24 protein-coding genes are annotated in these 25,724 nt (G+C 63.7%); 14 read left to right on the plus strand and 10 right to left on the minus strand.

Annotated elements, in window-relative coordinates; translation table 11 throughout:
* Positions 1-89 precede the first annotated feature (89 nt).
* Together solA and JQ641_RS03600 are read right to left on the minus strand one after the other, a co-directional pair.
* Positions 90-1,256, minus strand: a complete 1,167-nt coding sequence (gene solA, locus JQ641_RS03595) for an N-methyl-L-tryptophan oxidase (protein WP_211994465.1) — start codon at positions 1,254-1,256, stop codon at positions 90-92.
* A 13-nt stretch (positions 1,257-1,269) separates the two neighbouring features.
* On the minus strand, positions 1,270-2,040 hold the full coding sequence (locus tag JQ641_RS03600) for an enoyl-CoA hydratase (protein WP_211994466.1): 771 nt from the start codon (positions 2,038-2,040) through the stop codon (positions 1,270-1,272).
* Between the two features lie 137 nt (positions 2,041-2,177).
* Here JQ641_RS03600 and JQ641_RS03605 point away from each other — a divergent pair, with 137 nt between their 5' ends.
* Both JQ641_RS03605 and JQ641_RS03610 read left to right on the plus strand, forming a co-directional pair.
* Positions 2,178-2,717 carry a PaaI family thioesterase gene (locus JQ641_RS03605; protein WP_192739693.1) on the plus strand — a complete coding sequence of 180 codons (540 nt, stop codon included), beginning with the start codon at positions 2,178-2,180 and terminating at the stop codon, positions 2,715-2,717.
* A gap of 66 nt (positions 2,718-2,783) precedes the next feature.
* Positions 2,784-3,398, plus strand: coding sequence for a TetR/AcrR family transcriptional regulator (locus JQ641_RS03610; RefSeq protein WP_211994467.1), 615 nt, complete (start codon positions 2,784-2,786; stop codon positions 3,396-3,398).
* A 112-nt stretch (positions 3,399-3,510) separates the two neighbouring features.
* Here the strand turns inward: JQ641_RS03610 and JQ641_RS03615 are convergent, their stop codons facing one another.
* Positions 3,511-4,425 carry a LysR family transcriptional regulator gene (locus tag JQ641_RS03615; RefSeq protein WP_211994468.1) on the minus strand — a complete coding sequence of 305 codons (915 nt, stop codon included), beginning with the start codon at positions 4,423-4,425 and terminating at the stop codon, positions 3,511-3,513.
* A 186-nt stretch (positions 4,426-4,611) separates the two neighbouring features.
* Between JQ641_RS03615 and JQ641_RS03620 the strand changes: the two genes are divergently transcribed.
* The 8 genes from JQ641_RS03620 (at position 4,612) to JQ641_RS03655 (ending at position 14,074) form a co-directional block, all read left to right on the plus strand.
* Entirely contained in the window at positions 4,612-6,108 is a 1,497-nt protein-coding gene (locus JQ641_RS03620; RefSeq protein ID WP_211994469.1) for a CoA-acylating methylmalonate-semialdehyde dehydrogenase, read from the plus strand.
* Positions 6,109-6,274: 166 nt separating this feature from the next.
* Positions 6,275-7,420 carry an isobutyryl-CoA dehydrogenase gene (locus JQ641_RS03625; protein ID WP_211994470.1) on the plus strand — a complete coding sequence of 382 codons (1,146 nt, stop codon included), beginning with the start codon at positions 6,275-6,277 and terminating at the stop codon, positions 7,418-7,420.
* Entirely contained in the window at positions 7,417-8,493 is a 1,077-nt protein-coding gene (locus tag JQ641_RS03630) for an enoyl-CoA hydratase/isomerase family protein (RefSeq protein ID WP_211994471.1), read from the plus strand. The genes JQ641_RS03625 and JQ641_RS03630 overlap by 4 nt, the downstream gene beginning before the upstream one ends.
* A gap of 32 nt (positions 8,494-8,525) precedes the next feature.
* Complete coding sequence (gene mmsB / locus JQ641_RS03635) at positions 8,526-9,413, plus strand: 3-hydroxyisobutyrate dehydrogenase (protein WP_211994472.1); 888 nt, start codon at positions 8,526-8,528, stop codon at positions 9,411-9,413.
* Between the two features lie 10 nt (positions 9,414-9,423).
* Positions 9,424-11,157, plus strand: a complete 1,734-nt coding sequence (locus tag JQ641_RS03640; protein ID WP_211994473.1) for an AMP-binding protein — start codon at positions 9,424-9,426, stop codon at positions 11,155-11,157.
* A 3-nt stretch (positions 11,158-11,160) separates the two neighbouring features.
* Positions 11,161-11,640: a MaoC family dehydratase gene (locus JQ641_RS03645; RefSeq protein WP_211994474.1), complete on the plus strand. Its 480-nt coding sequence runs from the start codon at positions 11,161-11,163 to the stop codon at positions 11,638-11,640.
* A 126-nt stretch (positions 11,641-11,766) separates the two neighbouring features.
* Positions 11,767-12,684: an SDR family NAD(P)-dependent oxidoreductase gene (locus JQ641_RS03650; protein WP_211994475.1), complete on the plus strand. Its 918-nt coding sequence runs from the start codon at positions 11,767-11,769 to the stop codon at positions 12,682-12,684.
* A 154-nt stretch (positions 12,685-12,838) separates the two neighbouring features.
* Positions 12,839-14,074 carry a BaiN/RdsA family NAD(P)/FAD-dependent oxidoreductase gene (locus JQ641_RS03655; protein WP_211994476.1) on the plus strand — a complete coding sequence of 412 codons (1,236 nt, stop codon included), beginning with the start codon at positions 12,839-12,841 and terminating at the stop codon, positions 14,072-14,074.
* Positions 14,075-14,164: 90 nt separating this feature from the next.
* Here the strand turns inward: JQ641_RS03655 and JQ641_RS03660 are convergent, their stop codons facing one another.
* The 3 genes from JQ641_RS03660 to JQ641_RS03670 all read right to left on the minus strand — a co-directional run bounded on the left by JQ641_RS03660 (position 14,165) and on the right by JQ641_RS03670 (position 17,649).
* Complete coding sequence (locus JQ641_RS03660) at positions 14,165-15,244, minus strand: D-TA family PLP-dependent enzyme (protein WP_211994477.1); 1,080 nt, start codon at positions 15,242-15,244, stop codon at positions 14,165-14,167.
* 99 nt (positions 15,245-15,343) lie between these two features.
* The gene (locus JQ641_RS03665; RefSeq protein WP_211994478.1) at positions 15,344-17,155 is read right to left on the minus strand and encodes an ABC-F family ATP-binding cassette domain-containing protein; all 1,812 of its coding nucleotides are present in this window, start codon (positions 17,153-17,155) and stop codon (positions 15,344-15,346) included.
* A gap of 8 nt (positions 17,156-17,163) precedes the next feature.
* On the minus strand, positions 17,164-17,649 hold the full coding sequence (locus JQ641_RS03670; protein WP_192739680.1) for a YaiI/YqxD family protein: 486 nt from the start codon (positions 17,647-17,649) through the stop codon (positions 17,164-17,166).
* 175 nt (positions 17,650-17,824) lie between these two features.
* Here JQ641_RS03670 and JQ641_RS03675 point away from each other — a divergent pair, with 175 nt between their 5' ends.
* Both JQ641_RS03675 and JQ641_RS03680 read left to right on the plus strand, forming a co-directional pair.
* Positions 17,825-18,625, plus strand: coding sequence for a hypothetical protein (locus tag JQ641_RS03675; RefSeq protein WP_211994479.1), 801 nt, complete (start codon positions 17,825-17,827; stop codon positions 18,623-18,625).
* A gap of 2 nt (positions 18,626-18,627) precedes the next feature.
* A complete protein-coding gene (locus JQ641_RS03680) occupies positions 18,628-19,236 on the plus strand; it encodes a 2-hydroxychromene-2-carboxylate isomerase (protein WP_211994480.1) in 609 nt (202 codons plus the stop codon).
* Between the two features lie 10 nt (positions 19,237-19,246).
* Here the strand turns inward: JQ641_RS03680 and JQ641_RS03685 are convergent, their stop codons facing one another.
* Both JQ641_RS03685 and JQ641_RS03690 read right to left on the minus strand, forming a co-directional pair.
* Complete coding sequence (locus JQ641_RS03685; RefSeq protein WP_211994481.1) at positions 19,247-20,635, minus strand: FAD-binding oxidoreductase; 1,389 nt, start codon at positions 20,633-20,635, stop codon at positions 19,247-19,249.
* 1 nt (position 20,636) lies between these two features.
* Positions 20,637-23,012 (minus strand): xanthine dehydrogenase family protein molybdopterin-binding subunit, encoded by a 2,376-nt coding sequence (locus tag JQ641_RS03690; RefSeq protein WP_211994482.1) that lies wholly within the window; start codon positions 23,010-23,012, stop codon positions 20,637-20,639.
* 196 nt (positions 23,013-23,208) lie between these two features.
* On the opposite strand from JQ641_RS03690, the gene JQ641_RS03695 reads away from it, so the two are divergent.
* Both JQ641_RS03695 and JQ641_RS03700 read left to right on the plus strand, forming a co-directional pair.
* Complete coding sequence (locus JQ641_RS03695; protein ID WP_211994483.1) at positions 23,209-24,252, plus strand: Ppx/GppA phosphatase family protein; 1,044 nt, start codon at positions 23,209-23,211, stop codon at positions 24,250-24,252.
* Positions 24,253-24,403: 151 nt separating this feature from the next.
* Positions 24,404-25,090: an RlmE family RNA methyltransferase gene (locus tag JQ641_RS03700; RefSeq protein ID WP_211994484.1), complete on the plus strand. Its 687-nt coding sequence runs from the start codon at positions 24,404-24,406 to the stop codon at positions 25,088-25,090.
* A gap of 157 nt (positions 25,091-25,247) precedes the next feature.
* Here the strand turns inward: JQ641_RS03700 and JQ641_RS03705 are convergent, their stop codons facing one another.
* Positions 25,248-25,409 (minus strand): hypothetical protein, encoded by a 162-nt coding sequence (locus JQ641_RS03705; RefSeq protein WP_211994485.1) that lies wholly within the window; start codon positions 25,407-25,409, stop codon positions 25,248-25,250.
* Between the two features lie 30 nt (positions 25,410-25,439).
* Complete coding sequence (locus JQ641_RS03710) at positions 25,440-25,652, minus strand: hypothetical protein (protein WP_211994486.1); 213 nt, start codon at positions 25,650-25,652, stop codon at positions 25,440-25,442.
* Positions 25,653-25,724 lie beyond the last annotated feature (72 nt).

Genomic DNA, 25,724 nt, shown 5'->3' on the forward strand with positions numbered 1-25,724 from the left:
GCGATCCGGTTGCTTGATAGCGCCGACTACAGCTTGAAAGAAGCGGGATGGCAAGGCAGCATGTTTTTGCTGCAAAGCGCGCCGGGATTTCAGATCGCGCCTGAGAACGAGAACTTGCTGACGTCCAGATGTGATTGACCAAGCGCCATCTGCGCAAGGGTTTCTCCGACAGCGGCGGAATGCTTGAAGCCGTGCCCCGAGCACGGCGAGGCGATGATGACGTTCTTGATGTCGGGGTGGTGATCAATGATAAACCGGGCGTTCTTCACACAGGTGTAGAGACACACCTTGGTCTTCACGCAATTTTCGTCGAGGCCAGGGAAGAACGGCCCGACATAGGTCCTGAACATCTCGGTGATTTCGTCCTGACCAACGCTCCGGCGAACCGTGTCGGGCGTCGTCGTATCCACATACTGCTCGGTGGCGATCTTCACCCCTTGCTCGGGATGGCCAATCAAGGGAAAGCCGTAGATGCTCTGGGGTGCCGGAAGCTGCCAGATGTAGACCGGGAATCGGCTTGGAAGAAATTCGGCGTATTGGTTCTGGTTTTTCAGGCCAAACCAGTAAAGCACCTGCCGCGTTATGCTGAATTGCCGATCAAGGCCCAATACCTGGTTGATCCATGGGCCGGCGGTTATAATGAGTTTTTTGGCGCGATAGGTGCTGACGCCTGTCGTCACCTGCATGCCGTCGCCATCGGGTTCGAATTTCAGCACCTTCTCGTAAAAGCGCAGCATGGCGCCCGAGGTGGCCGCGAGCTGAAGCTGTGCCTCGATGCATGATTCAGGTCGCACAAAGCCGCTGACTTCGTCGAAATAGGCTTCGTCGTCGTCGTTGACATTGAAGGCGGGAAAACGCTCCCTGATCGTTTTGCCATCCAGAATTTCGTAGCGGATATTGGCCTCGTCGGCCGCTGCCACCGTGGTCTTGAGGAATTCCGGATTTTCATGTCCAGCGGCACGCTTGCCCTTGCCGGAGATCACCAGCAATCCATTTTGGGTGAGAAGATCCCGACCGGTCCGGCTTTCGATGTCGCGCCATATCTCGTGCGACCGCTTGGCAAAAGGCGAGTACTCGGGACCCTCGCCGCAGGCAATGCGCGTAATTCGGGTATCGCCGTGCGTCGAACCCAGCTCATGAGGCGGCTTGAGCTGATCGATCCCGAGAACGGAGGCGCCTCGACTGGCCAACTGGTAAGTCGCGGCGGAGCCCATTGCTCCCAAACCGAGTACGATTGCGTCGAACGACCTTTCCATTTGTTCTCCTGCGCTATCGCTTGCGGTCTAGGAAGCCTTGCATCATCCGCTGCGGCTCGCCGGTCAGAAAGGATTGCCCGAACACGCCGACGCTGAGATTGACGGACTCCTTGAGCGGCAATTCCTCCCATTGCCGCAGCAGCGCCTTCTGCGAGCGCAGCGCTTCCGGTCCGCATTCGAGCAGCGCCTTGACCGTATGCTCGACCGCGGCATCGAGGCCGCCGGCCGGCGCGACCCTGTCGACCAGCCCCCACGCCAGCGCGGTCGGGGCATCGATATTCTCCGCGGTCATCACCAGCCAGCGGGCGCGGCCCCAGCCGATCAGCCGCGGCAACAGCGCTGCATGGATCACCGAGGGAATGCCGACCTTGACCTCGGGCATGCCGAAATGGGCGTCGTGCGCGGCAATCCGGAAATCGCAGGCAGCGGCAACCTCAAGCCCGCCGCCGAGGCACCAGCCGGGCAGCCGCGCGATTACCGGCGCCGGGAATTGGCGCACGGCTTCGCAGAGATCGCGCAGCCGCATGATGAAGGCTTCGGCGGATTTCTGGTCGAGTTTGGCCATTTCCTTGATGTCGGCGCCGCCGATCATGCTCTTCTCGCTCTGGCCGGCCAGGATCACCACGCGAATGGTCCGATCGGTGGCGAGTTTCTCAAAGCCTTCGCGCACGCCTGATGTGACGGCGGAACTCAGGATGTTGAGCGAACCGGCATTGCAGATCGACAGCCGCACCACGCCGCGGGAATCGCGGTCGACGCCGCAATGGGGATTGAGCATTTCCATCTGATTTCTCTCGTTCAGTTGAGGCGGTTAGTCCCACTTCCCGGACAATGCGCCGGCTTGTCAAGAGCCGGGGAAGAGCCGTTGCGCTAGGAAGCCTGCCAGTATAATATGATGCCTGTCATTTAAAGGGAGCCGCCATGACCGTACTCGACACCGCCGACCTGTTTTCGCCTGCGATGCGCCGGGAGAGGGTGGTGGACTGGCAAGCGCCGATCCCGGCCGCGAAGGCGGCGTTTGGGATGTCCGGGATCGAGGCGATGCGCGCGATCCGCGATGGCATCCTGCCGCCGCCGCCGATGGCGCGGCTGATCGGGTTCCAGATGCGCGTTGTCGAGGAGGGCCGGATCGTGATGGAACTCGAGCCGCATGAAAGCCTGGAAAATACCATCGGTCTGTTGCACGGCGCGACTGCGGCGGCTCTGCTCGATACCGCCATGGGCTGTGCGATCTCGACCATGCTGCCGGCCGGGCAGGGCGCGGTGACGCTGGATCTCAAGCTGACCTATCTGCGGCCGCTCTCGGTCAGGTCGGGCAAGATCTCGGCCGAAGGCAAGATCATAAAACTCGGCCGCCAGACCAGCTATACCGAAGGCTTTGTCCGCGACGGCGCCGGCAATCTTGCAGTGCACGCGACCGCCACCTTCTCGATGATCGGCGGCGAGGCCAAGACGAAATAGTTGCAGCTATTTTTACGCGCAACTGCTATTATATGACTGCAAACATCTAATGGTTACGGGATTGCGATGCGTTATTCCAAGGAGCACAAGCAGGAAACCCACGCGCGGATCGTGAAGAAGGCGTCCGTGCGGCTTCGCGAAAAGGGCGCGCATGGCATCGGCGTCGCCGACCTGATGAAGGAGGCCGGCCTGACTCACGGCGGCTTCTACGCCCATTTCGATTCCCGCGAGGCGCTTGTCATCGAAGCCTTTGCCTATGCGATGGACCGTTCGACCGAGCGCTGGCGCAAGGTCGCCGACGAGACCCCGCCGGACAAGCGTCTCGCAACCATCGTCGAGAACTATCTGACGCCCGTTCATCGCGACGATCCCGGCCATGGCTGCGCGATTCCGACGCTCGGCGCCGAAATCGCGCGTGAGAGCGCGAAGACGCGGAAGGCTTTTGCGACCAAGCTGGAAGCGATGATCGACATGATGGCCGATCAGATTCTCGACGTCCCGCGCAAAGTCGCGCGCAAGCAGGCGGTCGCGGCGCTCGCGACCATGATGGGGACGCTGGTGCTGTCGCGGATCGCCGGCAATGGCGAGTTTTCCGACGAAATTCTTTCCGCCGGGCGCGAGGCCGTGCTCGGTCGCGCGGCGGCGGCGAAGAAGCCCGCGGTGAAGTCGAAGGCGAATTAGCTTCGTAGGGTGGGCAAAGGCGCACTTGCGCCGTGCCCACCATCTATCCAGGCATTCATCCGGAATGGTGGGCACGCTGCGCTTTGCCCACCCTACGCATCACCGCTACAAATCACCGCCCGCTAAACAGCGCGCGCTCGTTCTCCACCGTCTCATAAATGTAATCCGCCACCGCGCGGATCCGCGCCAGATCCTTGCTGTCGGCGTGCATCAACAGCCAGAAGGTCCGCGAGATCGTGATCTCGTCCGGCAGCACCGGGCGCAACTCGGGATGCGCCGTCGCCATGAAATGCGGCAGCACCGCGATGCCGAAGCCGGCGATGGTGGCGTTGAGCTGCGCGATCAGATTGGCGCTGCGGAATTTTGCGGAGATCTTTGGGCTGACCTGCGGCAGATAATCCAGTTCCGGCGTGAACAGCAGTTCCTCGATGTAGCCGACGAAGCGATGTGCGGCGAGGTCGCCGCGCCCGGTAATCCCGGGCGCGCGGTCGAGATAGGCGGGGGCGGCATAAAGTCCGAGGCTGTAATCGAGCAGCTTGCGCCCGACGATCCGGCCTTCCTTCGGCATCGTCAGGCTGATCGCAATGTCGGCCTCGCGCTTGGACAGGCTGAACAGCCGCGCGGTGGCGACCAGCTGCAGGTCGAGGTCCGGGTAGCGCTCGACGAATTTTACGAGGCGCGAGGCCAGGAAGTGGCTGCCAAAGCCGTCGGGGGCACCGATCCGCACGGTGCCGGTCAGATGCGCGCGGGAGCCGCCGACCGCCTCCTGGTTGGCGACGATGGTCGATTCCATCGCCTCCGCGCTGTCGGCGACGCGCTGGCCGGCTTCGGTCAGCAAATAGCCGGTCTTGCGGCGATCAAACAGTTTTGCGGACAGATGCCGCTCCAGCCGGTCGACACGCCGGATCACTGTGGCATGATCGACCCCAAGCTGTTTTGCGGCAGCGGATACCGTTCCGCCGCGCGCAATCGCCAGCAGAAAACGGAAGTCATCCCAATCGATCGTACCGCCGCCTTGATCCAGCATTTCCGCACATCTATGGTGCAATTTATCAGACTTGTATCCTAGGAAATGCGGGTCAAAAAGACTTCAAAGCGAACCATAGCGTTTTCAAGCGAAGTGGATACCGGTTCGCGTGAAGAAAACGCGTCAAAACAAGGAGTGGAGCCTCGGTTCTGGACCGAGGCTCGCCGGGCCCCAGGGAGAAGATTCATGCGTTCAATCGGACATTTCATCGGCGGCAAAGAGGTCAAGGGCAATTCGGGCCGGACGGCCGACGTATTCGAGCCGATGACCGGCGACGTCCAGGCCAAGGTGGCGCTGGCCTCCAAGGCCGAGGTTCGCGCCGCCGTCGAGAACGCCAGGGCAGCTCAGCCGGAATGGGCCGCCACCAACCCGCAGCGCCGCGCGCGCGTGATGATGAAATTCGTCGAACTGGTCCAGCGTGATTACGACAAGCTCGCTGATTGCCTTGCGCGTGAGCATGGCAAAACCGTTCCCGACGCCAAGGGCGATATCCAGCGCGGACTTGAAGTCGCCGAATTCGCCTGCGGCATTCCGCATCTCATGAAAGGCGAATACACCGAAGGCGCCGGTCCCGGCATCGACATCTATTCGATGCGGCAACCGCTCGGCGTCGTCGCCGGCATCACGCCGTTCAATTTCCCGGCGATGATCCCGATGTGGAAATTTGCGCCGGCGATCGCCTGCGGCAACGCCTTCATCCTCAAGCCTTCCGAGCGGGATCCCGGCGTGCCGATGATGCTGGCGGCGCTGATGATCGAAGCGGGCCTGCCGGCCGGCATCCTCAACGTCGTCAACGGCGACAAGGAAGCGGTCGACGCCATTCTCGATGATCCCGATATCAAGGCGATCGGCTTTGTCGGCTCGACTCCGATTGCGCAGTACATCTATGAGCGCGCTGCGCAGACGGGCAAGCGTTGCCAGTGTTTTGGCGGTGCCAAGAACCACGCCATCGTCATGCCCGACGCCGACATGGATCAGGCCGTCGATGCCCTGATCGGCGCCGGCTACGGCTCGGCCGGCGAGCGCTGCATGGCGATTTCGGTCGTGGTCCCCGTCGGCAAGACCACCGCCGACCGCCTCATGGAAAAACTGATCCCGCGCGTGGAGTCGCTCAAGATCGGCACCTCGGTCGATCCCTCGGCCGATTACGGCCCGCTGGTGACGCGCGATGCCGTCGAGAAGGTGAAGAGCTACATCGATATCGGCGTCAAGGAGGGGGCGACGCTCGCCGTCGATGGCCGTGGCTTCAAGATGCAGGGCTACGAGAAGGGATTCTATCTCGGCGGTTCGCTGTTCGACAACGTCACCAAGGACATGCGGATCTACAAGGAAGAGATCTTCGGCCCGGTGCTGTCGGTGGTGCGCGCGCACGACTACAAGGAAGCGCTGGCGCTGCCGTCGGATCATGACTACGGCAATGGCGTTGCGATCTTCACCCGCGACGGCGACGCCGCGCGCGATTTCGCCGCCAAGGTCGAAGTCGGCATGGTCGGCATCAACGTGCCGATCCCGGTGCCGATCGCCTATTACACGTTTGGTGGCTGGAAGAAGTCCGGCTTCGGCGATCTCAACCAGCACGGCCCGGATTCGATCCGCTTCTACACCAAGACCAAGACCATCACCTCGCGCTGGCCGTCGGGCGTGAAGGAGGGCGCGGAGTTTTCCATCCCGACGATGAACTGACCGCCGTGATCTCCTGAGGTCGTCATGCCCGGGCAAAAGCGCGAAGCGCGTCTTCGCGCAGGTGACCCGGGCATCCACGACTTGAAGGTGCAGCGGAAAAGACGTGGATGGCCGGGACAAGCCCGGCCATGACGGTGATACTCCGAGGACAAGCGCGGGCAACGAGATGCATTTCGCTCTCAACGAGGACCAGATTGCGGTTCGCGACATGGCGCGGGAATTCGCCGCGGAGAAAATCGCGCCGCATGCGATCCGCTGGGACGAGGAAAAGCATTTTCCCGTCGATGTGATGCGCGAGGCGGCAACGCTCGGCATCGGCGGGGTCTATATCCGCGACGACGTCGGCGGCTCTGATCTGACGCGGTTCGACGCTGCGTTGATCTTCGAGGCGCTGGCGCAGGGCTGCCCGACGGTATCGGCGTTCATCTCGATCCACAACATGGCGTCCTGGATGATCGATGCCTATGGCAACGACACCCAGCGCCAGAAATGGCTACCAAAGCTCTGCACCATGGAGCTCTTGGCGAGCTATTGCCTGACCGAGCCGGGCTCCGGCTCGGACGCAGCGGCGCTCCGCACCCGCGCGGTGCGCGACGGCGATCATTACGTGCTGAACGGCCAGAAGCAGTTCATTTCAGGCGCCGGCAAGGGCGATCTCTATGTCGTGATGGTGCGCACCGGCGCCGATGGCCCGGGTGGCATCTCGACGCTGGTGATCGAGGGCGATACGCCCGGCCTGTCGTTCGGCGCCAATGAGCGCAAGATGGGTTGGAACGCGCAGCCGACCCGCGCGGTGATCTTCGAGAACGCCCGGGTGCCCGTTGAAAATCGTCTCGGCGACGAGGGCATCGGCTTCAAGATCGCGATGGCCGGGCTCGACGGCGGCCGCATCAACATCGCGGCGTGCTCGCTCGGCGGCGCGCAGAACGCGCTCGACAAATCGCTCGCCTACATGAAGGAGCGCAAGGCCTTCGGCAAGCGCCTCGACGAATTTCAGGCGCTGCAGTTCCGCCTTGCCGATATGGCGACCGAACTGGAGGCGGCGCGGACCTTTGTGTGGCGTGCCGCCGCCGCACTCGACCGCAAGGATGCCGATGCGACCATGCTGTGCGCGATGGCCAAGCGTTTTGGTACTGACGTCGGTTTCGAGGTCGCCAACCAGGCGCTGCAACTGCACGGCGGCTACGGTTACCTCAGCGAATACGGCATCGAGAAGATCGTGCGCGATTTGCGCGTGCATCAGATCCTGGAAGGGACCAACGAAATCATGCGGCTGATCGTGTCGCGGAAACTGATCGAGGGCGCGCGATGACATCGGCTACCGAGGTGCCGGAGGGCGACCTGATCGCCCGGCGCGAGGGGTCTTGCGGCGTGATCCGGCTGAACCGGCCGAAGGCGATCAATGCCGTGACGCTGGAGATGTTTCGCGACGTCGACAAGGCGCTCGATCAGTTCGAGGCCGATCCGGCCGTAGCCGTGATCCTGCTGGAAGGCGCGGGCGAACGCGGCCTCTGCGCCGGCGGCGATATTCGCGCGCTCTGGGAGAGCTCAAAAGTCGCCGGCGATCTCGGCAAGATATTGTGGCGCGAGGAATACATCCTCAACGCCCGCATCAAGAAGTTCCCAAAGCCCTATGTCGCCTTCATGGACGGCATCGTGATGGGCGGCGGCGTCGGGCTATCCGCCCATAGCAGCCATCGCGTCGTGACCGAGCGGACAAAACTCGCAATGCCCGAAGTCGGCCTCGGCTTTTTCCCGGATGTCGGCGGCACTTGGCTGCTCTCGCATTCGCCGGGCGAGATCGGAACCTATTTTGGCCTGACCGGCCAGACCATGAACGGCCCCGACGCTGTCAACGCCCGCTTTGCCGATGCGGTGGTGCCGTCGGCCAAATTGGCCGCGCTGCGCGAGGCGCTGACCAAGGTCCGGCCCGGAGCAACATCAGCCGAAATCAAGACCCTTATTGATGGCTTTGCGACCGGCGAGACCGCAGGCCCCGTCGCCGCGATGCAGGCAAAAATCGACGATTGGTTCGCCCATGACCGGATGGAAGATATCGTCGCCGCGCTGCAGCGCGATGGGTCGGAATTGGCGCTGGCGACGCTGAAGACGCTTAGCGAAAAATCGCCGCGCGGCATGGTGGTCACGCTAAAGCTGTTGCGGCTGGCGCGGGCGTCGTCCTCGCTGGAAGAATGCCTGGTGCGCGAATATCGCGCCGCGCTGGAAGTCTTTGCCAGCGACGATTTCCGCGAGGGCGTGCGCGCCGCCGTGATCGACAAGGACCGCAGTCCAAAATGGTCGCCGCCGCGGATCGAGGATGTGACGCCGGCGATGCAGGCGCCTTATTTCGCCGAGATTGGCGCCGACGAACTGAAGTTCAACTGAACAACAAGAACAGCTCACGCGGAGGATTCGAGATGGCAAGTATCGCATTCATTGGCCTCGGCAATATGGGCGGGCCGATGGCGGCCAATCTGGTCAGGGCCGGCCACAAGGTCATCGCCTTCGATCTGGTCGAGGCCTCGAAGAACCAGGCCAGGAGCGACGGCGCCACCATCGCTGAGAGCGCCGCGGCCGCGGTGAAGGGTGCCGACACCGTCATCACCATGCTGCCCGCGGGCAAGCACGTGGTCTCGGTCTGGACCGACGTGGTTCCGGCGATGGCCAAGGGGGCGCTGATCATCGATTGCTCGACCATCGACGTCGAAAGCGCAAAACAGGCGCATGCGCTGGCCGCCAGGCACGGCATGGCTTCGGTGGATGCGCCGGTGTCCGGCGGCACCGGCGGCGCCAAGGGCGCGACGCTGACCTTCATGTGCGGCGGCGAGGACAAGGCGTTTTCCGGGGCTAAGCCGGTGCTGGAAAACATGGGCAAGAAGATCGTGCATTGTGGCGGCGCCGGCGCAGGGCAGGCGGCCAAGATCTGCAACAACATGATTTTGGGCATTTCCATGATCGCGGTCGGCGAGGCCTTCGCGCTCGCCGAAAAGCTCGGCCTGTCGCACCAGGCGTTGTTCGATGTCGCCTCGACCTCGTCAGGGCAATGCTGGTCGCTGACGACCTATTGCCCGGTGCCGGGCCCGGTTCCAACCTCTCCGGCCAATAACGGCTACAAGCCCGGTTTCGCCTCCAATCTGATGGTGAAGGATTTGACGCTGGCGCAGGACGCCGCCAACGCCGCGGGCGCCGCGACTCCTCTGGGCAAGCACGCGCAGGAGATCTACAAGGCGTTCGACGCCGCCGGCCATGGCGGGGTGGATTTTTCCGGGATTATCCAGCACGTTCGGAGTCTCGCCGGGAAATAACGGAGAGCCGATGACGAGTTTCCAGGAAGCGCGCGCCTTTCTGCTCAAGCACCGCACTGACTACGACACCGCGGTAAAGGGGTTCCGCTGGCCGGACCCGGTTCCGTTCAACTGGGCGCTGGACTGGTTCGACGCCGAGCTGGCCCGCAATGCCGACAGCAAGGACCGTGCGGCGCTGTGGATCGTCGATGCCGCCAGCGACAAGGAAACAAAGCTCTCGTTTTCCGCGCTGTCGCGCCGCTCCAACCAGGTCGCCAATTTCCTGCGCGCGCAGGGGCTGAAGCGCGGTGACCATTTGCTGCTGCTGCTCGGCAATGTCGTGCCGCTGTGGGAGACCATGCTGGCGGCGATGAAGCTCGGCGTGGTCGTGATTCCAGCGACCACGCTTCTGACCCCCGATGAGTTGCGCGACCGGCTCGACCGCGGCCGCGCCAAGGTCGTAGTGGCCTCGCAGGATCAGGTCGCGAAATTCGCGAGCCTTGGCGCCGAGGGCCTGGTGCGCATCGTGGTCGGCGCGACGGCAAAGCACGACGGCTGGTTGCCGTTCGAAGAGGCATCCAGCGCCTCCGAAACTTTCGCAGCCGACGGGCCTACCAACGCCGACGACCCGATGCTGCTCTATTTCACCTCGGGCACCACGGCAAAGCCAAAGCTGGTGCGGCACAGCCAGCGCAGCTATCCGGTCGGCGCGTTATCGACGATGTTCTGGCTCGGGCTGCAGCCCGGCGATGTGCATCTCAACATTTCCTCGCCGGGCTGGGCCAAGCATGCCTGGAGCTGCTTGTTCGCGCCATGGAATGCCGGCGCCACCGTGTTCGTGGTCAACCAGCCGCGCTTCGACGCCAAGTCATTGCTCGCCACCATCGGCCGTTGCGGCGTCACAACGCTGTGCGCGCCGCCGACGGTGTGGCGGCTGTTCATCCAGGAGAAGCTCGCCGACTTCAAGGTCTCCTTGCGCGAGGTCTGCGGTGCCGGCGAGCCGCTCAACCCTGAGGTCATCGATCAGGTCCGCACCGCGTGGGGCCTGACCATCCGCGACGGCTATGGCCAGACCGAAACCACGGCGCTCGCCGGCAATTCGCCGGGCCAGAAGGTCAAAATCGGATCGATGGGCCGTCCATTGCCCGGCTATCGCGTGCAGATCACGGACAATGACGGCCACGCCACCAAGGAGGGCGAGGTGACGCTGGTGCTCGGCGCCGACCGTCCGGCCGGCCTGATGCAGGGCTATCAAGGCGAGGACGGCAGGCTGAGCGGCGCCGATGGCGATCTCTATCGCAGCGGCGACGTGGTGTTCGCCGATGACGAGGGCTATCTGACCTTCGTCGGCCGCTCCGACGACGTGTTCAAATCCTCCGACTACCGCATCAGTCCGTTCGAACTCGAAAGCGTGCTGCTGGAGCATGAATCGGTGGCGGAGGCCGCCGTCGTTCCCAGCCCCGATCCGATCCGGCTGGCGATACCGAAGGCCTATGTGCTGCTGGTCGCGGGCGTCGATCGCACGCCGGAGACCGCGCTGTCGATCTTCAACCACCTGCACACCCGCCTTGCGCCATTCAAGCGAATCCGCCGCATTGAGCTGGTGACCGAGCTGCCGAAGACGATCTCGGGAAAAATCCGCCGCGTGCAATTGCGCCGGCTGGAGCATGACGACAACCGCAGTGATGCGCTGCGTGGAACGGAATTCCGCGAAGAACAGTTTCCGGAACTGCAGAAGGTGCGGACCGCCGGATTGGAGACCTGAGTAATGAATGAAGTCTGGAAGAAGCCGCCGGTGTCGTTTGAAGCCTATCAGGCCATGGTCGGCAAGGAGATCGGCGTCTCGTCCTGGCACCTGGTCGATCAGGCAAGGATCAACGTCTATGCCGACGTGATCGAGGACCACCAGTTCATCCATGTCGATCCCGAGCGCGCCAAGAAGGAAACCGCTTACGGCACCACCGTGGCGCACGGTTTTCTGACGATGTCGCTGCTGTCGATCATGTCCTATGAGGTGATGCCGGTCATCGAAGGCACGACGATGGGAGTCAACTACGGGTTCGATCGGCTGCGCTTCATGTCGCCGGTGCGCGCGGGCTCCCGCGTCCGCGGCCGTTTCACGCTGCTGGAGGCAACGTTACGCAAACCGAAGGAACTGCAGTCGCGTACCAATGTCACTGTCGAGATCGAGGGTGAAGCAAAGCCCGCTTTGGTCGCCAACTGGCTCGGACTGATCTATTTCGCTTAGTACCTCCGTCGTCATGGCCGGGCTTGTCCCGGCCATCCACGTCTTGCTATGCAGCACCGAACAAGACGTGGATGCCCGGCACAAGGCCGGGCATGACGAGAAAACCCACATCCAGGAATCTTACGCATGACAATCAGGTTTGACGGACGCGTCGCAATCGTCACCGGGGCGGGCAATGGTCTGGGACGGGCGCATGCGCTGGGGCTGGCCAGCCGCGGCGCCAAGGTGGTGGTCAATGATTTCGGCGGCGCGCGCGACGGCACCGGCGGCTCGCTGACCCCGGCCGAAACCGTGGTCGAGGAAATCCGCAAAGCCGGCGGCACCGCGATGGCCGACGGCGCCGACGTCTCGAAGTTCGGACAAGTCACGGCGATGGTCGAGCGGGCCACGAAGGAGTGGGGCAGCGTCGATCTGTTGTGCGCCAACGCCGGCATCCTGCGCGACAAGTCGTTCGCAAAAATGGACATAGCCGACTTTGCCAAGGTGCTCGATGTTCATCTCGTCGGTACGTTTTACTGCTGCAAGGCGGTGTGGGACGGCATGCGCGAGCGCAACTATGGGCGCATCGTGCTGACGACCTCGTCATCGGGCCTGTTCGGCAATTTCGGCCAGGCCAATTACGGCGCCGCCAAAGCCGGCATGGTCGGCCTGATGAACGTGCTGGCCGAGGAGGGCCGCAAGAACAATATCCGCGTCAACACCATCTCGCCGACCGCGGCGACGCGCATGACCGAGGAACTGCTGCCGCCGCAGGCGCTGGCGCTGATGCGCCCCGAGGCGATCACCCCGGCGGTGGAATTTTTGCTCAGCGAGGACGCACCGACCCGCACCATCATGGGCGCCGGTGCCGGCTCGTTCGCGGTGATCAAGGTCGTCGAGACCGAAGGCATCAACCTGCCGCAGTCCGACTGGACGCCGGACGCCATCGCAGCGAACTTTGCCGCAATCGACGACATGTCCACGGCGAAGGCGCTGCAGGGCGCGTTCGAACAGACGCAGAAGTATGTTGCGCAGGCCGCGGCGAGAGCGGGGATCAAGCTGTAACCGTCCCGCGTCACGCCGCACTCTCTCGTCATGGCCGGGCTTGACCCGGCCATCCACGTCTTCAGGGCCGCGCCACAAGCAAGTCGTGGATGCCCGGGACAAGCCCGGGCATGACGGCTGTTTTTGTGGCACGTGATCCGGCTTACATTAGGAAATGTCCTCGACTCAAACCCACATCGCCATCATCGGCGCCGGCCCCGCCGGCCTGATGGCCGCCGAAGTGCTCGCGCAAGGCGGTGCTGCCGTCACCGTCTATGACGCGATGCCGTCCGTCGGCCGCAAGCTGCTGATGGCCGGGCGGGGCGGGCTCAACCTGACGCACAGCGAGCCGTTGCCGGCGTTCATGGCACGATACGCCGAAGCAATGCCGAACCTGAAGGCCGCCATCGAATCCTTTCCGCCACAGGCGCTGCGCGACTGGAGCGAGGCGCTGGGGCAGCCGACCTTCGTCGGCTCCAGCGGCCGCGTTTTCCCAAAGGCGTTCAAGGCCTCGCCGCTGCTGCGGGCATGGCTGCGGCGGCTGGATTCGCAGGGCGTGAAACTCGCGCTGCGCCATCGCTGGACCGGCTGGAGCGAAGATGGCCGCCTCCTGTTTCAAACGCCTGACGGACAGCGCGAGGTCGAAGCCAACGCGACGGTGCTGGCGCTCGGTGGCGCCAGCTGGCCGCGGCTTGGCTCCGATGGGAGCTGGGTGGAAACGCTCGCCGCCAGGGGCGTGACGATATCAAAGCTTCGTTCCGCCAATTCCGGCTTCACCGTCGCCTGGTCCGATATCTTTCGCGATCGGTTCGAGGGTCAGCCGCTCAAAGGCGTCGCGCTGACGTTTGACGCGAATACCGTTCGCGGCGAAGCCATCATCACCCGCACGGGTATCGAAGGTGGCGCGGTCTATGCGCTGTCGGCAGATTTGCGCGAGGCCATCCTCAGCGCAGGGCAGGCGACGCTGCACGTCGCGCTGCGGCCCGATCTGGCGATCGAGGAACTGACCGCGCGGCTCTCCGCGCCAAGGGGGAAGCAATCCCAGTCGAATTTCTTGCGCAAGGCCGCGCATCTTTCGCCGGTCGCGATCGGGTTATTGCAGGAGGCGGCGAAGACAACCGGCGTCTCGTTGGCGTCGTTACCACCGGCCGATCTCGCGCGTCTGATCAACGCCGTGCCGATTAATCTCAACGGCATCGCCCCGATTGCCCGCGCAATCTCGACCGCAGGCGGCATCGCCTTCGACGAACTCGACGCCAACTTCATGATCCGCCGCTTGCCCGGCGTCTTCGCTGCCGGCGAAATGCTCGATTGGGAAGCGCCGACCGGCGGCTATCTGCTGCAGGCATCGTTCGCGACCGGGGCGGCGGCGGGGAAGGGTGTGTTGAAGTGGCTTAGCCGCGCGTCGTAGGGTGGGCAAAGCGAAGCGTGCCCACCATTCTTGTTGCGTCTGAGATGGTGGGCACGGCGCTATCGCGCCTTTGCCCACCCTACGTGAATTTCACCGCAGCTTCCCCCGCGCCGCCACCGGCAGCGTCCCAAGAATCTCGTCGCCGCGGACCATCACCACCTCGTCCATCATGTTGACGACGACGCAGACATGGTTGGGCACGATGCGCACGACGTCGCCGACGTTCGGGCGCGTGTTGCTGCGGGTGAGGTCGAGGAAACCATGTTCCTCTGCAAAGCGCGCGATCTTGGCCTCGGGATGTTCGAGGATCAGGCCGTGGCCTTCGAGCCCGCCGGTGTCGGACGTCAGCGTCTTGGAGCCGGCATCGAGGATGCCGCGGTCCGGGCCGGCGCGGCTGACGACCGTCGAATAGATGTTGAGTGCGCAATCGTCCCAGCCGGCGACGCCGGCGGCGACCTGCATGCGGTCGTTGTAGATGTAGGTACCGGGCCGATGCTCGGTGCCGCCCTTGAGCTTGCCGACATTCACCATGTTCGGCGAGCCGCCGGTCGAAACCATCGTGACGTCGAGGCCGTGGGCGCGGATGCCTGCCAGCGCCTCGTCAAAAAACTTCTGCGCTTCGGCCCAGCCGGTTTCGGTCGGGTACAGCATGAAGCCTGCGAATTTCAGCCCCTTGGAACCCGCGATCTCGCGCGCCAGCGCAATGGCTTCCGCCGGGGTCTCGACGCCGGCGCGCTTGCGGCCCGTGTCGCATTCAACCACCACCGACAGCGGCCGGCCGGAAGCAGCGGCCGCCTGCGGCAGGCCGGCTACAACAACGGAATTATCACAGGCGACCGTCATGTGCGCCTTGCCCTGCAGCGCGCCGAGCCTCGCCATCTTCTCTTCGCCGATCAGATTGTAGCTGATCAGGATGTCGTCGATCCCGGCATCCGCCATCACTTCGGCTTCTCCGAGCTTCTGGCAGGTGATGCCCTTGGCGCCGGCCTTGATCTGCATCGTGGCAAGCAGCGGGCTCTTGTGGGTCTTGATATGCGGCCGGTTGGCGACGCCGGCGGCATCGCAAGCCGCCTGGATCCGCGCGATGTTGCGCTCGACCCGGTCCATGTCGATGACGGCGGCGGGCGTGCCGTATTCACGGGCGATCTTGGCGGCGAGAGGTGTGGTCATGGGAGTCCTCTTTCGTAGGATGGGTAGAGCGAAGCGAAACCCATCAAACACTATCCATTGGGCATGATGGGTATCGCTTCGCTCCACCCATCCTACGATTCAAGCCTGCTCAATCTCTTCCCGAAGCACTTCAAGTTCCAGCCACTTGTCCTCGGCTTCCTGCAATTCCTTCTGCGCCTTTGTAAGCGCATCGGAGGCGGAATCAAACTTCTTGCGGTTCTTCTTGTAGAGATCGGGATCGTCGAGGATGCGCTGCTGCTTGGCAATCTCGGCTTGCAGCTTCGCCATGGTCTTGGGCAGCGTTTCCAGCGCGTGCTTTTCGTTGAAGTTCAGGCGCCGTTTCGGTCCGGTCGAAGGCGATCCGGCGGCAACCCTCGCTTCCCGCTTCTCTTCGGCGACCTTGACCGCCTCACGCTTCAGATCCGCGCCGCGCTGCGCCAGCATGTCGGTGTAGCCGCCGGCATATTCGATCCAGCTTCCGTCACCTTCGGGCGCGATCACCGAGGTCACGACGCGGTCGAGAAAGTCGCGGTCATGGCTGATCAGGATCACTGTGCCTTCGTAGTCGCCGAGCATTTCCTCGAGCACGTCGAGGGTTTCGAGGTCGAGATCGTTGGTCGGTTCGTCCAGCACCAAGAGGTTGGAAGCTTTTGCCAGCGAACGCGCCAGCATCAGCCGGCCGCGTTCACCGCCGGACAATACTTCCAGCGGCGTGCGCATCTGCTCCTGCGCGAACAAGAAGTCCTTCATGTAGCTGACGACATGCTTCGGCTTGCCGCCGATCATGACGTGGTCGCTGCCGCCCCCGGTCAGGGCATCGGCCAGCGTCGATTTAGGGTCGAGGCTTTCGCGGTGCTGGTCCAGCGTCGCCATTTCGATATTGGCGCCGAGACGGATCGTGCCGCTGTCGGGCGGGCTGCCGCCGGTCAGCATGTCAATGAGGGTGGTCTTGCCGGCGCCGTTAGGGCCGACGATGCCGATGCGGTCGCCGCGCTGCACCCGGATCGAGAAGCCCTCGACGATCTTGCGATCGCCAAAGGATTTGCCGATGTTCTTGGCCTCGATAACAAGCTTGCCCGACTTGTCCGCTTCGGCGGCGGCGAGGCTGGCGTTGCCGGTCGCGCCGCGATAGGTCCGCCGCTGGTCGCGCAGGGCATGCAGATTGCCGAGCCGCTTGACGTTGCGCTTGCGGCGGCCGGAGACGCCATAGCGCAGCCAATGCTCTTCATTGACGATCTTGCGGTCGAGCTTGTGCTGGTCGCGCTCTTCCTCGGCCAGCACTTCGTCGCGCCAGGCCTCGAATGCGGAGAAGCCGCGATCGATCTGCTTGATCTGGCCGCGGTCGAGCCAGGCGGTCGAGCGCGACAGGTTCGAGAGGAAGCGGCGGTCATGGCTGATGATGACCAGCGCACAGCGGCGGCTTTCCAATTCGCCTTCCAGCCATTCAATGGTGGTGAGATCGAGATGGTTGGTCGGCTCGTCCAGCAGCAGGATGTCGGGGGCGGGCGCCAGCACCCGCGCCAGCGCCGCGCGGCGGGCTTCACCGCCCGAGACATGGGCGGGATCTTCATCGCCGCTCAAGCCCAGCTGCTCGATGAGATAGCGCGCCTGATAATGATCGTCGCCCGGATTGAGCCCGGCTTCGACATAGGCCAGTGTCGTCTTGTGCTCGCCGAAGTCAGGCTCCTGCGGCAGATAGCGGATGGTGGCGCCGGGCTGCACGAAGCGACTGCCGCTGTCGGGCTCGACTAACCCTGCGGCGATCTTCAGCAGCGTCGATTTGCCGGAACCGTTGCGGCCGATCAGGCACACGCGCTCGGCCGTCGATACCGACAGCTCGACGCCTGATAACAGCGGCGTGCCGCCAAAGGTCAGCGCGATATCTTTCAACTGGATCAGCGGCGGCGGCATCGTTCAGCTCAATTCTGGTTCGGCGCAGGCGCTTGGGCCCGCTGACGCTGGATGCGCCGGATAGTCTGGTCGAGCGCGGAGAGGAACGCCGAGCGGTCCCGCGGCGCAAAGGATCTCGGGCCGCCCGTCACTTCACCTGATGAGCGCAGGTCGGTCATCAAATTGCGTACCGCCAGGGTCATGCCGATCGATTGTTCGGTGAATGGCTTGCCGTTCGGTGCCAGCACCTCGGCGCCGGCTTTCACGCATCGGCTCGCCAGCGGAATATCCGAGGTGATGACGATATCGCCTCTGCCGGCGCGTTCCGCGATCCAGTCGTCGGCGGCGTCCATCCCGGCGCCGGCGGCGATCCGCTCGATCAGCGGATCCTGCGGCACGCGGATGAAATTGCCCGCGACCACGCTGACGGGCAGGCCGTGCCGGCTCGCGACCTTATAGATCTCGTCCTTGACCGGGCAGGCGTCGGCGTCGACATAGATGCGGGTAGGATTCAAGTCAGGCACTTCAGTCGGTTTATGGGGGGTGGATTCGGTCTCGTCGTCTCGTCCGCGCGTGGTACTCCATGGGGCGGAAAAATGCGAGGAAAACAGGCCGGGGAACACGCTTGCCACGACACTTTCTTTGCGTACGATAACGCCCGGAAACAACAAGAAAATAGAGGAAACGGGCATGACAAGCCGGATCGGGCCGTATCGCGTCTCGGCCTACAACACTTCCAAGCATTCCGAGAACAAGATGCACGATGACACGGTGGCGAAGCGCTATGGTTTTAGCGGCGGTCTGGTCCCCGGTGTCGATGTCATGGCCTACATGATGCACCTGCCGGTCGCAAAATGGGGCCGGGCCTTTCTCGAACGTGGACTGATCGAGGCGCGCTTCGTCAAGCCGGTCTATGACGGTGAGCAGGCCGATGTCATGGGCGAGGAAGGCAACGGCGTGCTTGAGCTCCAGGTCGAGAGCCGGGGAGATATTTGTGCGACCGGCACAGCTTCGCTGTCACCGGCAGCGCCATCATTCTCGCTTTCCGACTTTGTCGAGGTCGCAGCCGCAGGCGAACGCAAGCCGGTGGATGCGGCGTCCTATGCTCTTGGTAAATGGCTCGGCGCGGCGCCGCGCACCTGGGCGACGGACGCGGCAAAACAATATCTGGCGGATATTCGCGAAACCGAAGCGATTTACGCGCAGGAAGGACTCGGCCATCCCGGCCTGTTGCCGCGGGTGATGAACATGGTGCTGGTCGACAACGCCATCATGGGCCCGTGGATTCATGTCGGCACAAGGATGCAGCTCCTGTCCGCGGCCCGCATCGGCGACGAGTTGACGGCGCGCGCCAAAGTGATCGGCAATTACGACAAGAAGGGCCACCGTTTCGTCGAACTCGACGCACTGGTGGTCGCCAACGGCAAGACGCCGCTGGCGCATTGCCACCACACGGCGATCTACCAGCCGCGCGAACAGGTGGCGGCGTAACCATGGCCATCACCATCGACTATTATCTGTCGCTGAACTCGCCCTGGACCTACATGGGCAGCGGCCCGTTCGCCGAGATCGCGCGGCGCTATGGCGCGCAAGTCAACGTCAAGCCCGCCAAGTTCGGTCCCATTTTTGAGCAGACCGGCGGACTGCCGCTGCCAAAGCGCTCGCCTCAGCGGCAGGCTTACCGGCTGATGGAGCTCAAGCGCTGGCGCGAGGTGCGGGGACTTCCGCTCACTGTCGAGCCCAAATTCTTTCCCAGCGATGACGCGGCGGCGACGCGCCTCGTGATCGCAGCCAAGCTGCAGGGCAAGGATGCTCATAAATTGTCGCTGGAGCTGGCGCGCGCCGTCTGGGAGCGCGAGGAATCGTTTGCGGACCCCGCGGTGCTGGCATCATCAGCGCAGCGCGCCGGCCTCGACGCCGCCGCAGTGCGGGCCGGCGGCCCGTCGGACGCGGAACTCGATGCGCTGTATGAGCAGTACACGCAGGATGCCGTGAAGGCGGGCGTGTTCGGCGCGCCCAGTTACGTCTTGCCCTCGGGCGAGATTTTCTGGGGCCAGGACCGCCTGGAGCTTCTGGAGCGCGCTTTGAAGCTCGCCGCCTAAGCGGCGCGCTTCACATCTCGAAGACGCGACCGGGATTGAGGATGTGATGCGGATCAAGCGCGCGCTTCAGCGTGCGCATGGTCTCGATCTCCTCCGCGGTGCGGCTGAGCTTGAGATACGGCCGCCTGGAGATGCCGATGCCGTGCTCGGCCGAGATCGAACCGCCGAAGTCGCTGGTGAGGCCGAAGACCAGCTTCTTCATTTCCTCATGCTTGTCGGCCGGAGGCGAGTATTTTGTGTTGACGTGCAGGTTGCCGTCGCCGACATGCCCGAGCACGATGGTGTAGGCGTCTTTGTCGACCGCCTTGATCGCCTTTGCGACGGCTTCCGTGAACGGTTCCATCTGGTCGATGGCGAGGCTGATGTCGAAGCCGACGGTGGGCGCGGTCGCCCGGCTGAGTTCGACGCTGGAATCGCGCACCCGCCAGATCGCGGCTGTAGAAGCACCCGAATTGGCAATGATCGCATCGAGGATGATGCCTTCACCCAGCGCCTCTTCGAGCAGACTTTCAACGTCGGCGCGGAGTCGCTCGGCATTGCTGCCCGAGGATTCCATCAGCAGGTAGAAGGGATGGGTGGCCGGCAGCGGCGCGGCGACGCCTCGCACCAGCTGCGTCACAAGGCGGTAATAGCTGTTCCACATCACCTCGAACGCGGTCAGTTCGCCGCCAAGCCGCTTGCGCGCCAGGTCGAGCATCGCCCGCACCTTGTCGAAGCTCGGCAGCGCGCACAGCACCACCTGCTGTTCGGCCGGCGCCGGGAAAATCCGCAATGCCGCGCGGGTCACCACGCCGAGCGTGCCTTCGGTGCCGATGAACAATTGCTTGAGGTCGGTTCCGGTGTTGTTCTTGATGTATTTGCGCACGCCCTTGAGCACGGTGCCGTCAGCAAGCACCGCTTCGAGCCCGAGCACCAGATCGCGCGTCATGCCATAGCGGATCACCCGATTGCCGCCGGCATTGGTCGAGATGTTGCCGCCGATCGTGCAGCTGCCGCGGGCGCCGAGATCGAGCGGGTACATGAAGCCGTCCTGCGCGACGCGCTCGTGCACGCGCTGCAGCGGCACGGCGGCCTGGGCGATCACGACCCCGCCGCCGGTGTCGACTTCCTCGATCGCGTTCATGCGCTCCATCGACAGCACGATCTCGCCGGCCATCGGCATGGTGGCGCCGACGAGCCCGGTCATGCCGCCCTGGGTCGTGACCGCAACGCGCGCCCGGTGGCAGATCGCCAGGAATCGCGAGACGTCCTCGGTGGAGCGCGGCCGCATCACCGCAATCGGCGGAGGGACGGGGATGCCGGCTATATCGGTGTAATAGCGCGCATCGATATCGGCGCCGGTCAGGACCGTTGTCGCGTCGAACGCTGCGCGGAGTTCACCGATGATGGCTGGTTGCATCCTATGCCGCCTTCTTCGCCTTGGCCTCCTGGATCGCACGCCAGACGCGTTCCGATGTCAATGGCATATCGATCTCTGAAATGCCGTACTCCGACAGCGCATCGATGACAGCATTGACGATGCAGGCGAGGCTGCCGGCGCAGCCGGCTTCGCCGCAGCCTTTGGTGCCGAGCGGATTGGTCTTGGCCGGCGAGGGGTGATCGGCGGTTGCCATCAGCGGGATGTCGCCGGCGCGCGGCATCGCATAATCCATGAACGAGCCGGTGATCGGCTGGCCGCTGGAATCGTAGCTCACTTCCTCCATCAGCGCCTGGCCGATGCCTTGCGCGACGCCGCCATGCAGCTGGCCGTCGACGATCATCGGATTGACGATGGTGCCGAAGTCAGAGATCCCGGTGTAGCGCACGATTTGGGTCACGCCGGTGTCGGGATCGATCTCGACCTCGGCGACGTGGCAGCCATTGGGGAAGGTCGACGGCGTGTCCTTGGTGGCGTGGTCGACGTCGAGCGTATCGGGCACGCCCTCCGGCACCTTGCCGTCGCGCAGCCGTTGCGCCAGCTCCATGATGCCGATCGAGCGGTCGGTGCCGGCGATGGTGAAGCGGCCATTGCCGAATTCGATGTCGCCCTCGCTGGCTTCCATCAGATGCGCCGCCGCCTGCTTGCCCTTGGCGACCACCAGCGCCGCGGCCTCGACGATCGCCTGGCCGGTTGCGGTGATCGAGCGCGAGCCGCCGGTGCCGTTGCCGAAGCGCACGAGATCGCTGTCGCCCTGCTCGAGCGTGATCTTCTCGAAGGGTACGCCGAGTTCAGCGCACAGCACCTGCGCAAACGGCGTGGCATGGCCCTGGCCGTAATCGAGCGTGCCTGTCGTGAGCTTCACCGAACCGTCAGGTTCGAAATTGATCTTGCCGAGTTCGCCGCTCGGTGGTGCCGTGACTTCGAGGTAGGAGCCAACCGCGATGCCGCGCAGTTTTCCCTGCTTCTTGCTTTCCTTCTTGCGTCTGGCAAAATTGGCGTGGTCGGAAAGCTCCAGCGCTTTCGCGAACACGCCCTGGAAATCGCCGCTGTCATAGGTGACGCCGGAGGCCGCCGGGAACGGCAGTTGCGTCGGCTTGATGAAATTGCGCTTGCGCAGGGTGAGGCGGTTGATGCCCATTTCGTCGGCGGCGCGGTCGATCAGCCGCTCCATGTAGTAATTGGCCTCGGGCCGGCCGGCGCCGCGATAGGCGCCCATCAAGGTGGTGTTGGTCAGCACCGTCTTGATGTCGACGCCGAGCAGCGGTGTGCGATAGACGCTCGCAAGGTTCTTGGCCGTGTTGAGCGACAGCGGGCCGGGCGCCACGCCGGTGATGTAGGCGCCGAGATTGCCATGGCCCTTCAGGCGCACGGCGAGAAATTTACCCTCGGCATCCAGCGCCAGTTCGCAATGCATGGTCTGCGCGCGGCCGTGGCTGTCGGACAGGAAGCTGGTCGAGCGCTCGTCGGTCCATTTCACCGGACGGCCCAGCACCTTCGAGGCATGCGCGATGCAGGTGTATTCCGGATAGTTCATGTTCTTCATGCCGAACGAGCCGCCGACATTGGCGGTCAGGATGCGAACCTTGTCGTTCGGTACGTTCAGGATCTTTGCAAACGTGACCTTGTTGCCGGAAACGCCCTGCGTCGGCACCTGGATCGTGAAGCGCTCGCTGGCCTTGTCGTAGGAGGCCAGCGCCACGCGCGGCTCCATCGACACCACGGCGACGCGGGTGTTGACGATATCGAGTTTTGTGACGTGCGCGGCGCCGGCGAACGCAGCATCGATCTTGGCGGCATCGCCATAGTGATAGTCGAGCGCTGTGTTGTTGGGGATGTGATCGTAGAGCTGCGGCGCGCCGGGTTGTGCGGCTTCCTCGGCACTGGTCACCGCGGGCAGCGGCTCGATATCGAGCTCGACGGCTTCCGCCGCGTCGCGCGCCTGCGCCAGCGTTTCGGCGACGACATAGGCCACGGGATCGCCGACGAAGCGCACCTTGTCGGTCGCCAATGCCATGCGGTTGGTCTGCAACAGCGGCGAGCCGTCACGGCTCTTCAGCGGCAGGCCGCAGGTGAAGGGGTTGTAGCCGGCGGCCACGAGGTCCTGGCCGGTCCAGACGCCGAGCACGCCCGGCATGGTCCGCGCCGCCTTGATATCGATGCCGCGGATGATTCCGTGGGCGTGGCTGGAGCGCACCATCCAGGCATAGGCCTGGCCCGGCAGGCTGAAATCATCGGTGTATTTGCCCTTGCCGCGAACCAGCGTGTCGTCTTCCTTGCGGCGCACAGGCTGCCCGACGCCGTATTTTTGCACTGCGATTGCGTTTTCCAGCGACGACGGCGACGTATGATCTTGCATCGAAAAATACCTGAAATGCTTGGATTCCCGCGACTTTCGCGGGCTCGGAACCAAATAACGCACCGATCCCCCAGCGACAACGCCTGTTTGGGCATGGTCCCATGTGATGGGATGTTGCGTAGGCCCTTGGCGCTGCTAAAGTTTCCGTGAACGCTCATTCTTCGGCGGCAGCATATGCCGCGGAAAGACAGTTTTGATGAACGAGGATACGCGGCTTGCCGATGGCCTTGCGGCCCGCGCAAGCCCGTCAGGGTCTGCTGTGGCAGGGGCGGAAAGCGGCGTCTACGCCGCGCTCGACCTTGGCACCAACAACTGCCGGCTCCTGATCGCCTGTCCGTCCGGCGACGGCTTCCGCGTGGTCGATTCGTTCTCACGGATCATCCGGCTGGGCGAGGGCATCTCCTCGACCGGTTCCATCAGCGAGGCGGCGATTGATCGTGCGATTGCGGCCTTGAGTATTTGCAGCGACAAGATCCGCTACCGCAAGGCGAGACGTTTGCGGTTGATCGCAACCGAAGCCTGCCGCGCCGCGGCCAATGCCGATAGCTTTCGCGAGAGGGTGGCAAAAGACACCGGCATCCGGCTCGAGGTGATCGATCGCGAGACCGAGGCGACGCTCGCGGTGATCGGCTGCTCGCCGCTGCTCGATCCCAGGGGACGGGGTGCCATCCTGTTCGACATCGGCGGCGGATCGACGGAACTGGTTCGGATCGAGCGCGATCCAGCGGAGGAAAACGCCGTACCGCGGATCAAGGCCTGGATGTCGATCCCGCTCGGCGTCGTCACCATCGCCGAGCATTTCGGCGGCAAGGACGTCACGCCCGAATCCTATGCGCGGATGGTCGCCGAGGTCGCGCAATATGTGGCGCCGTTTGCGGCCGAGCACGGTGGTGATCTGCGTGACATGCATCTGCTCGGCACGTCTGGCACCGTGACGACGCTGGCCGGCGTGTTTCTCAATCTGCAGCGCTACGACCGCCGGCGGATCGACGGCATCTGGATGAACAATTCCGACGTCACCTCGGTGATCCAGCGGCTACTCGGCATGAGCTATCAGGAGCGCGCCAACAACAATTGCATCAGCGTCGAGCGCGCCGATCTGGTGCTGGCCGGTTGCGCCATTCTCGACGCGATCCGCGACGCGTTCCCGCTGCCGCGGCTGCGCGTCGCCGACCGCGGCCTGCGCGAGGGCATGCTGGTCGAAATGATGCGGGAGGACGGCGCGCTGCGGTCGTGCTAAGGCGGTTTTTCAGTTCAGTGGCTTCATCCTTCGAGACGCGGCTTGCGCCGCTCCTCAGGATGAGGTCTAGACCCTCATGGTGAGGAGCGCGGCGAAGCCGCGCGTCTCGAACCACGAGGCCGTACACAGCATCATCAAGTAAGTACTCGATATGGCGAAAGACACCACCGGCCGGTTGCACGTCACGGTCAAGTCTGGTGGCAAGCGCAAGCTGTCATCAAAGCTCTGGCTGGAACGGCAGCTCAACGATCCCTATGTGGCGCAGGCCAAAAAGGACGGATGGCGCTCCCGCGCGGCCTACAAGCTGATCGAGATCGACGACAAGCATCGCTTTCTGAAGCAAGGCATCTCCGTGGTCGATCTCGGCGCGGCTCCCGGCGGCTGGAGCCAGGTCGCGGCCAAGCGCATCGGGGCGGCCAATGGCAAGGGCAAGGTGGTCGCGATCGATCTGCTGGAAATGCCGGAAGTGCCGGGCGTCACCTTCGCGCAGCTCGACTTCCTTGCCGACGATGCGCCGGAAAAACTGCTGGCGATGATGGGCGGCCGCGCCGACGTGGTGCTATCAGACATGGCCGCTAACACCACGGGCCATCGCAAGACCGATCAGCTCCGCATCATCGGGCTGGTCGAAACCGCGGCGGCGTTCGCCACCGAGGTGCTCAATCCCGGCGGCACCTTCGTCGCAAAGGTGTTTCAGAGTGGCGCCGAAGGCGAACTGTTGGCGCAGCTGAAGCGCGATTTTGCTACCGTCAAACACGTCAAGCCGGCGTCAAGCCGCCAGGACTCGTCCGAGCGCTACGTGCTGGCGATGGGCTTTCGCGGTGGAGCGAAGGTTTAGCCGATACGTTCAGCCGTCATTGCGAGCGAAGCGAAGCAATCCATCTTGCGGCAACAAGAAAGAATGGATTGCTTCGTCGCTTGCGCTCCTCGCAATGACGCAAATAAAAGAGGCCGCCCAGTCGGGCGGCCTCTTGCCGGTCTGATGCCGTGAATGATCAGAAACGGAACGGACCAAGCGGAATAAACGGAATCGGGAACGGAAACGGGTCGGTCGGGAAGGTCGGGCCGGTCCCGGTCGGAAGCCGCGGGCAAGTCGTCTTGATCATGCCGCCGGCAACCTTGTTCAGTTCATCGAGGTTCAGTTCGTTCTTCGTCATGTCAGTCTCCTGTTGGGTTGGGATTGATCGTTAGCCGATGGTCCAGCGCACGAAGGCGCTATTGAACGTCCAGTCGCCGTCGGGATTGATCGGGGGCTTGGGCAGCGGGCGCCCCGGAATGCAGCCATCCTTGACCCCGCCCGCCACCGCTTCGAGCGCGGCGTCGTCGAGCAGACGAACCGACTGATCTGAATTCCTAGAGTTCACCATTGTCGTCTCCCGTGTGTCCTCGAGCGAGACCATTCCCGCCATCCGTGATCACAGGGATACGGCATGGGCCGGCCCCTTGCCGTGACCGACGTCACACAGCAAACC

The sequence above is a fragment of the Bradyrhizobium sp. JYMT SZCCT0180 genome (assembly GCF_018130165.1).
Classification (GTDB): Bacteria; Pseudomonadota; Alphaproteobacteria; order Rhizobiales; family Xanthobacteraceae; genus Bradyrhizobium.

Bases quoted from the DNA above. Each gene is read 5' to 3' on its own strand.
- solA (WP_211994465.1), bottom strand. From the start codon at position 1,256: ATGGAAAGGTCGTTCGACGCAATCGTACTCGGTTTGGGAGCAATGGGC.
- JQ641_RS03600 (WP_211994466.1), bottom strand. From the start codon at position 2,040: ATGGAAATGCTCAATCCCCATTGCGGCGTCGACCGCGATTCCCGCGGC.
- JQ641_RS03605 (WP_192739693.1), top strand. From the start codon at position 2,178: ATGACCGTACTCGACACCGCCGACCTGTTTTCGCCTGCGATGCGCCGG.
- JQ641_RS03610 (WP_211994467.1), top strand. From the start codon at position 2,784: ATGCGTTATTCCAAGGAGCACAAGCAGGAAACCCACGCGCGGATCGTG.
- JQ641_RS03615 (WP_211994468.1), bottom strand. From the start codon at position 4,425: ATGCTGGATCAAGGCGGCGGTACGATCGATTGGGATGACTTCCGTTTT.
- JQ641_RS03620 (WP_211994469.1), top strand. From the start codon at position 4,612: ATGCGTTCAATCGGACATTTCATCGGCGGCAAAGAGGTCAAGGGCAAT.
- JQ641_RS03625 (WP_211994470.1), top strand. From the start codon at position 6,275: ATGCATTTCGCTCTCAACGAGGACCAGATTGCGGTTCGCGACATGGCG.
- JQ641_RS03630 (WP_211994471.1), top strand. From the start codon at position 7,417: ATGACATCGGCTACCGAGGTGCCGGAGGGCGACCTGATCGCCCGGCGC.
- mmsB (WP_211994472.1), top strand. From the start codon at position 8,526: ATGGCAAGTATCGCATTCATTGGCCTCGGCAATATGGGCGGGCCGATG.
- JQ641_RS03640 (WP_211994473.1), top strand. From the start codon at position 9,424: ATGACGAGTTTCCAGGAAGCGCGCGCCTTTCTGCTCAAGCACCGCACT.
- JQ641_RS03645 (WP_211994474.1), top strand. From the start codon at position 11,161: ATGAATGAAGTCTGGAAGAAGCCGCCGGTGTCGTTTGAAGCCTATCAG.
- JQ641_RS03650 (WP_211994475.1), top strand. From the start codon at position 11,767: ATGACAATCAGGTTTGACGGACGCGTCGCAATCGTCACCGGGGCGGGC.
- JQ641_RS03655 (WP_211994476.1), top strand. From the start codon at position 12,839: ATGTCCTCGACTCAAACCCACATCGCCATCATCGGCGCCGGCCCCGCC.
- JQ641_RS03660 (WP_211994477.1), bottom strand. From the start codon at position 15,244: ATGACCACACCTCTCGCCGCCAAGATCGCCCGTGAATACGGCACGCCC.
- JQ641_RS03665 (WP_211994478.1), bottom strand. From the start codon at position 17,155: ATGCCGCCGCCGCTGATCCAGTTGAAAGATATCGCGCTGACCTTTGGC.
- JQ641_RS03675 (WP_211994479.1), top strand. From the start codon at position 17,825: ATGACAAGCCGGATCGGGCCGTATCGCGTCTCGGCCTACAACACTTCC.
- JQ641_RS03680 (WP_211994480.1), top strand. From the start codon at position 18,628: ATGGCCATCACCATCGACTATTATCTGTCGCTGAACTCGCCCTGGACC.
- JQ641_RS03685 (WP_211994481.1), bottom strand. From the start codon at position 20,635: ATGCAACCAGCCATCATCGGTGAACTCCGCGCAGCGTTCGACGCGACA.
- JQ641_RS03690 (WP_211994482.1), bottom strand. From the start codon at position 23,012: ATGCAAGATCATACGTCGCCGTCGTCGCTGGAAAACGCAATCGCAGTG.
- JQ641_RS03695 (WP_211994483.1), top strand. From the start codon at position 23,209: ATGAACGAGGATACGCGGCTTGCCGATGGCCTTGCGGCCCGCGCAAGC.
- JQ641_RS03700 (WP_211994484.1), top strand. From the start codon at position 24,404: ATGGCGAAAGACACCACCGGCCGGTTGCACGTCACGGTCAAGTCTGGT.
- JQ641_RS03705 (WP_211994485.1), bottom strand. From the start codon at position 25,409: ATGACGAAGAACGAACTGAACCTCGATGAACTGAACAAGGTTGCCGGC.
- JQ641_RS03710 (WP_211994486.1), bottom strand. From the start codon at position 25,652: ATGGTCTCGCTCGAGGACACACGGGAGACGACAATGGTGAACTCTAGG.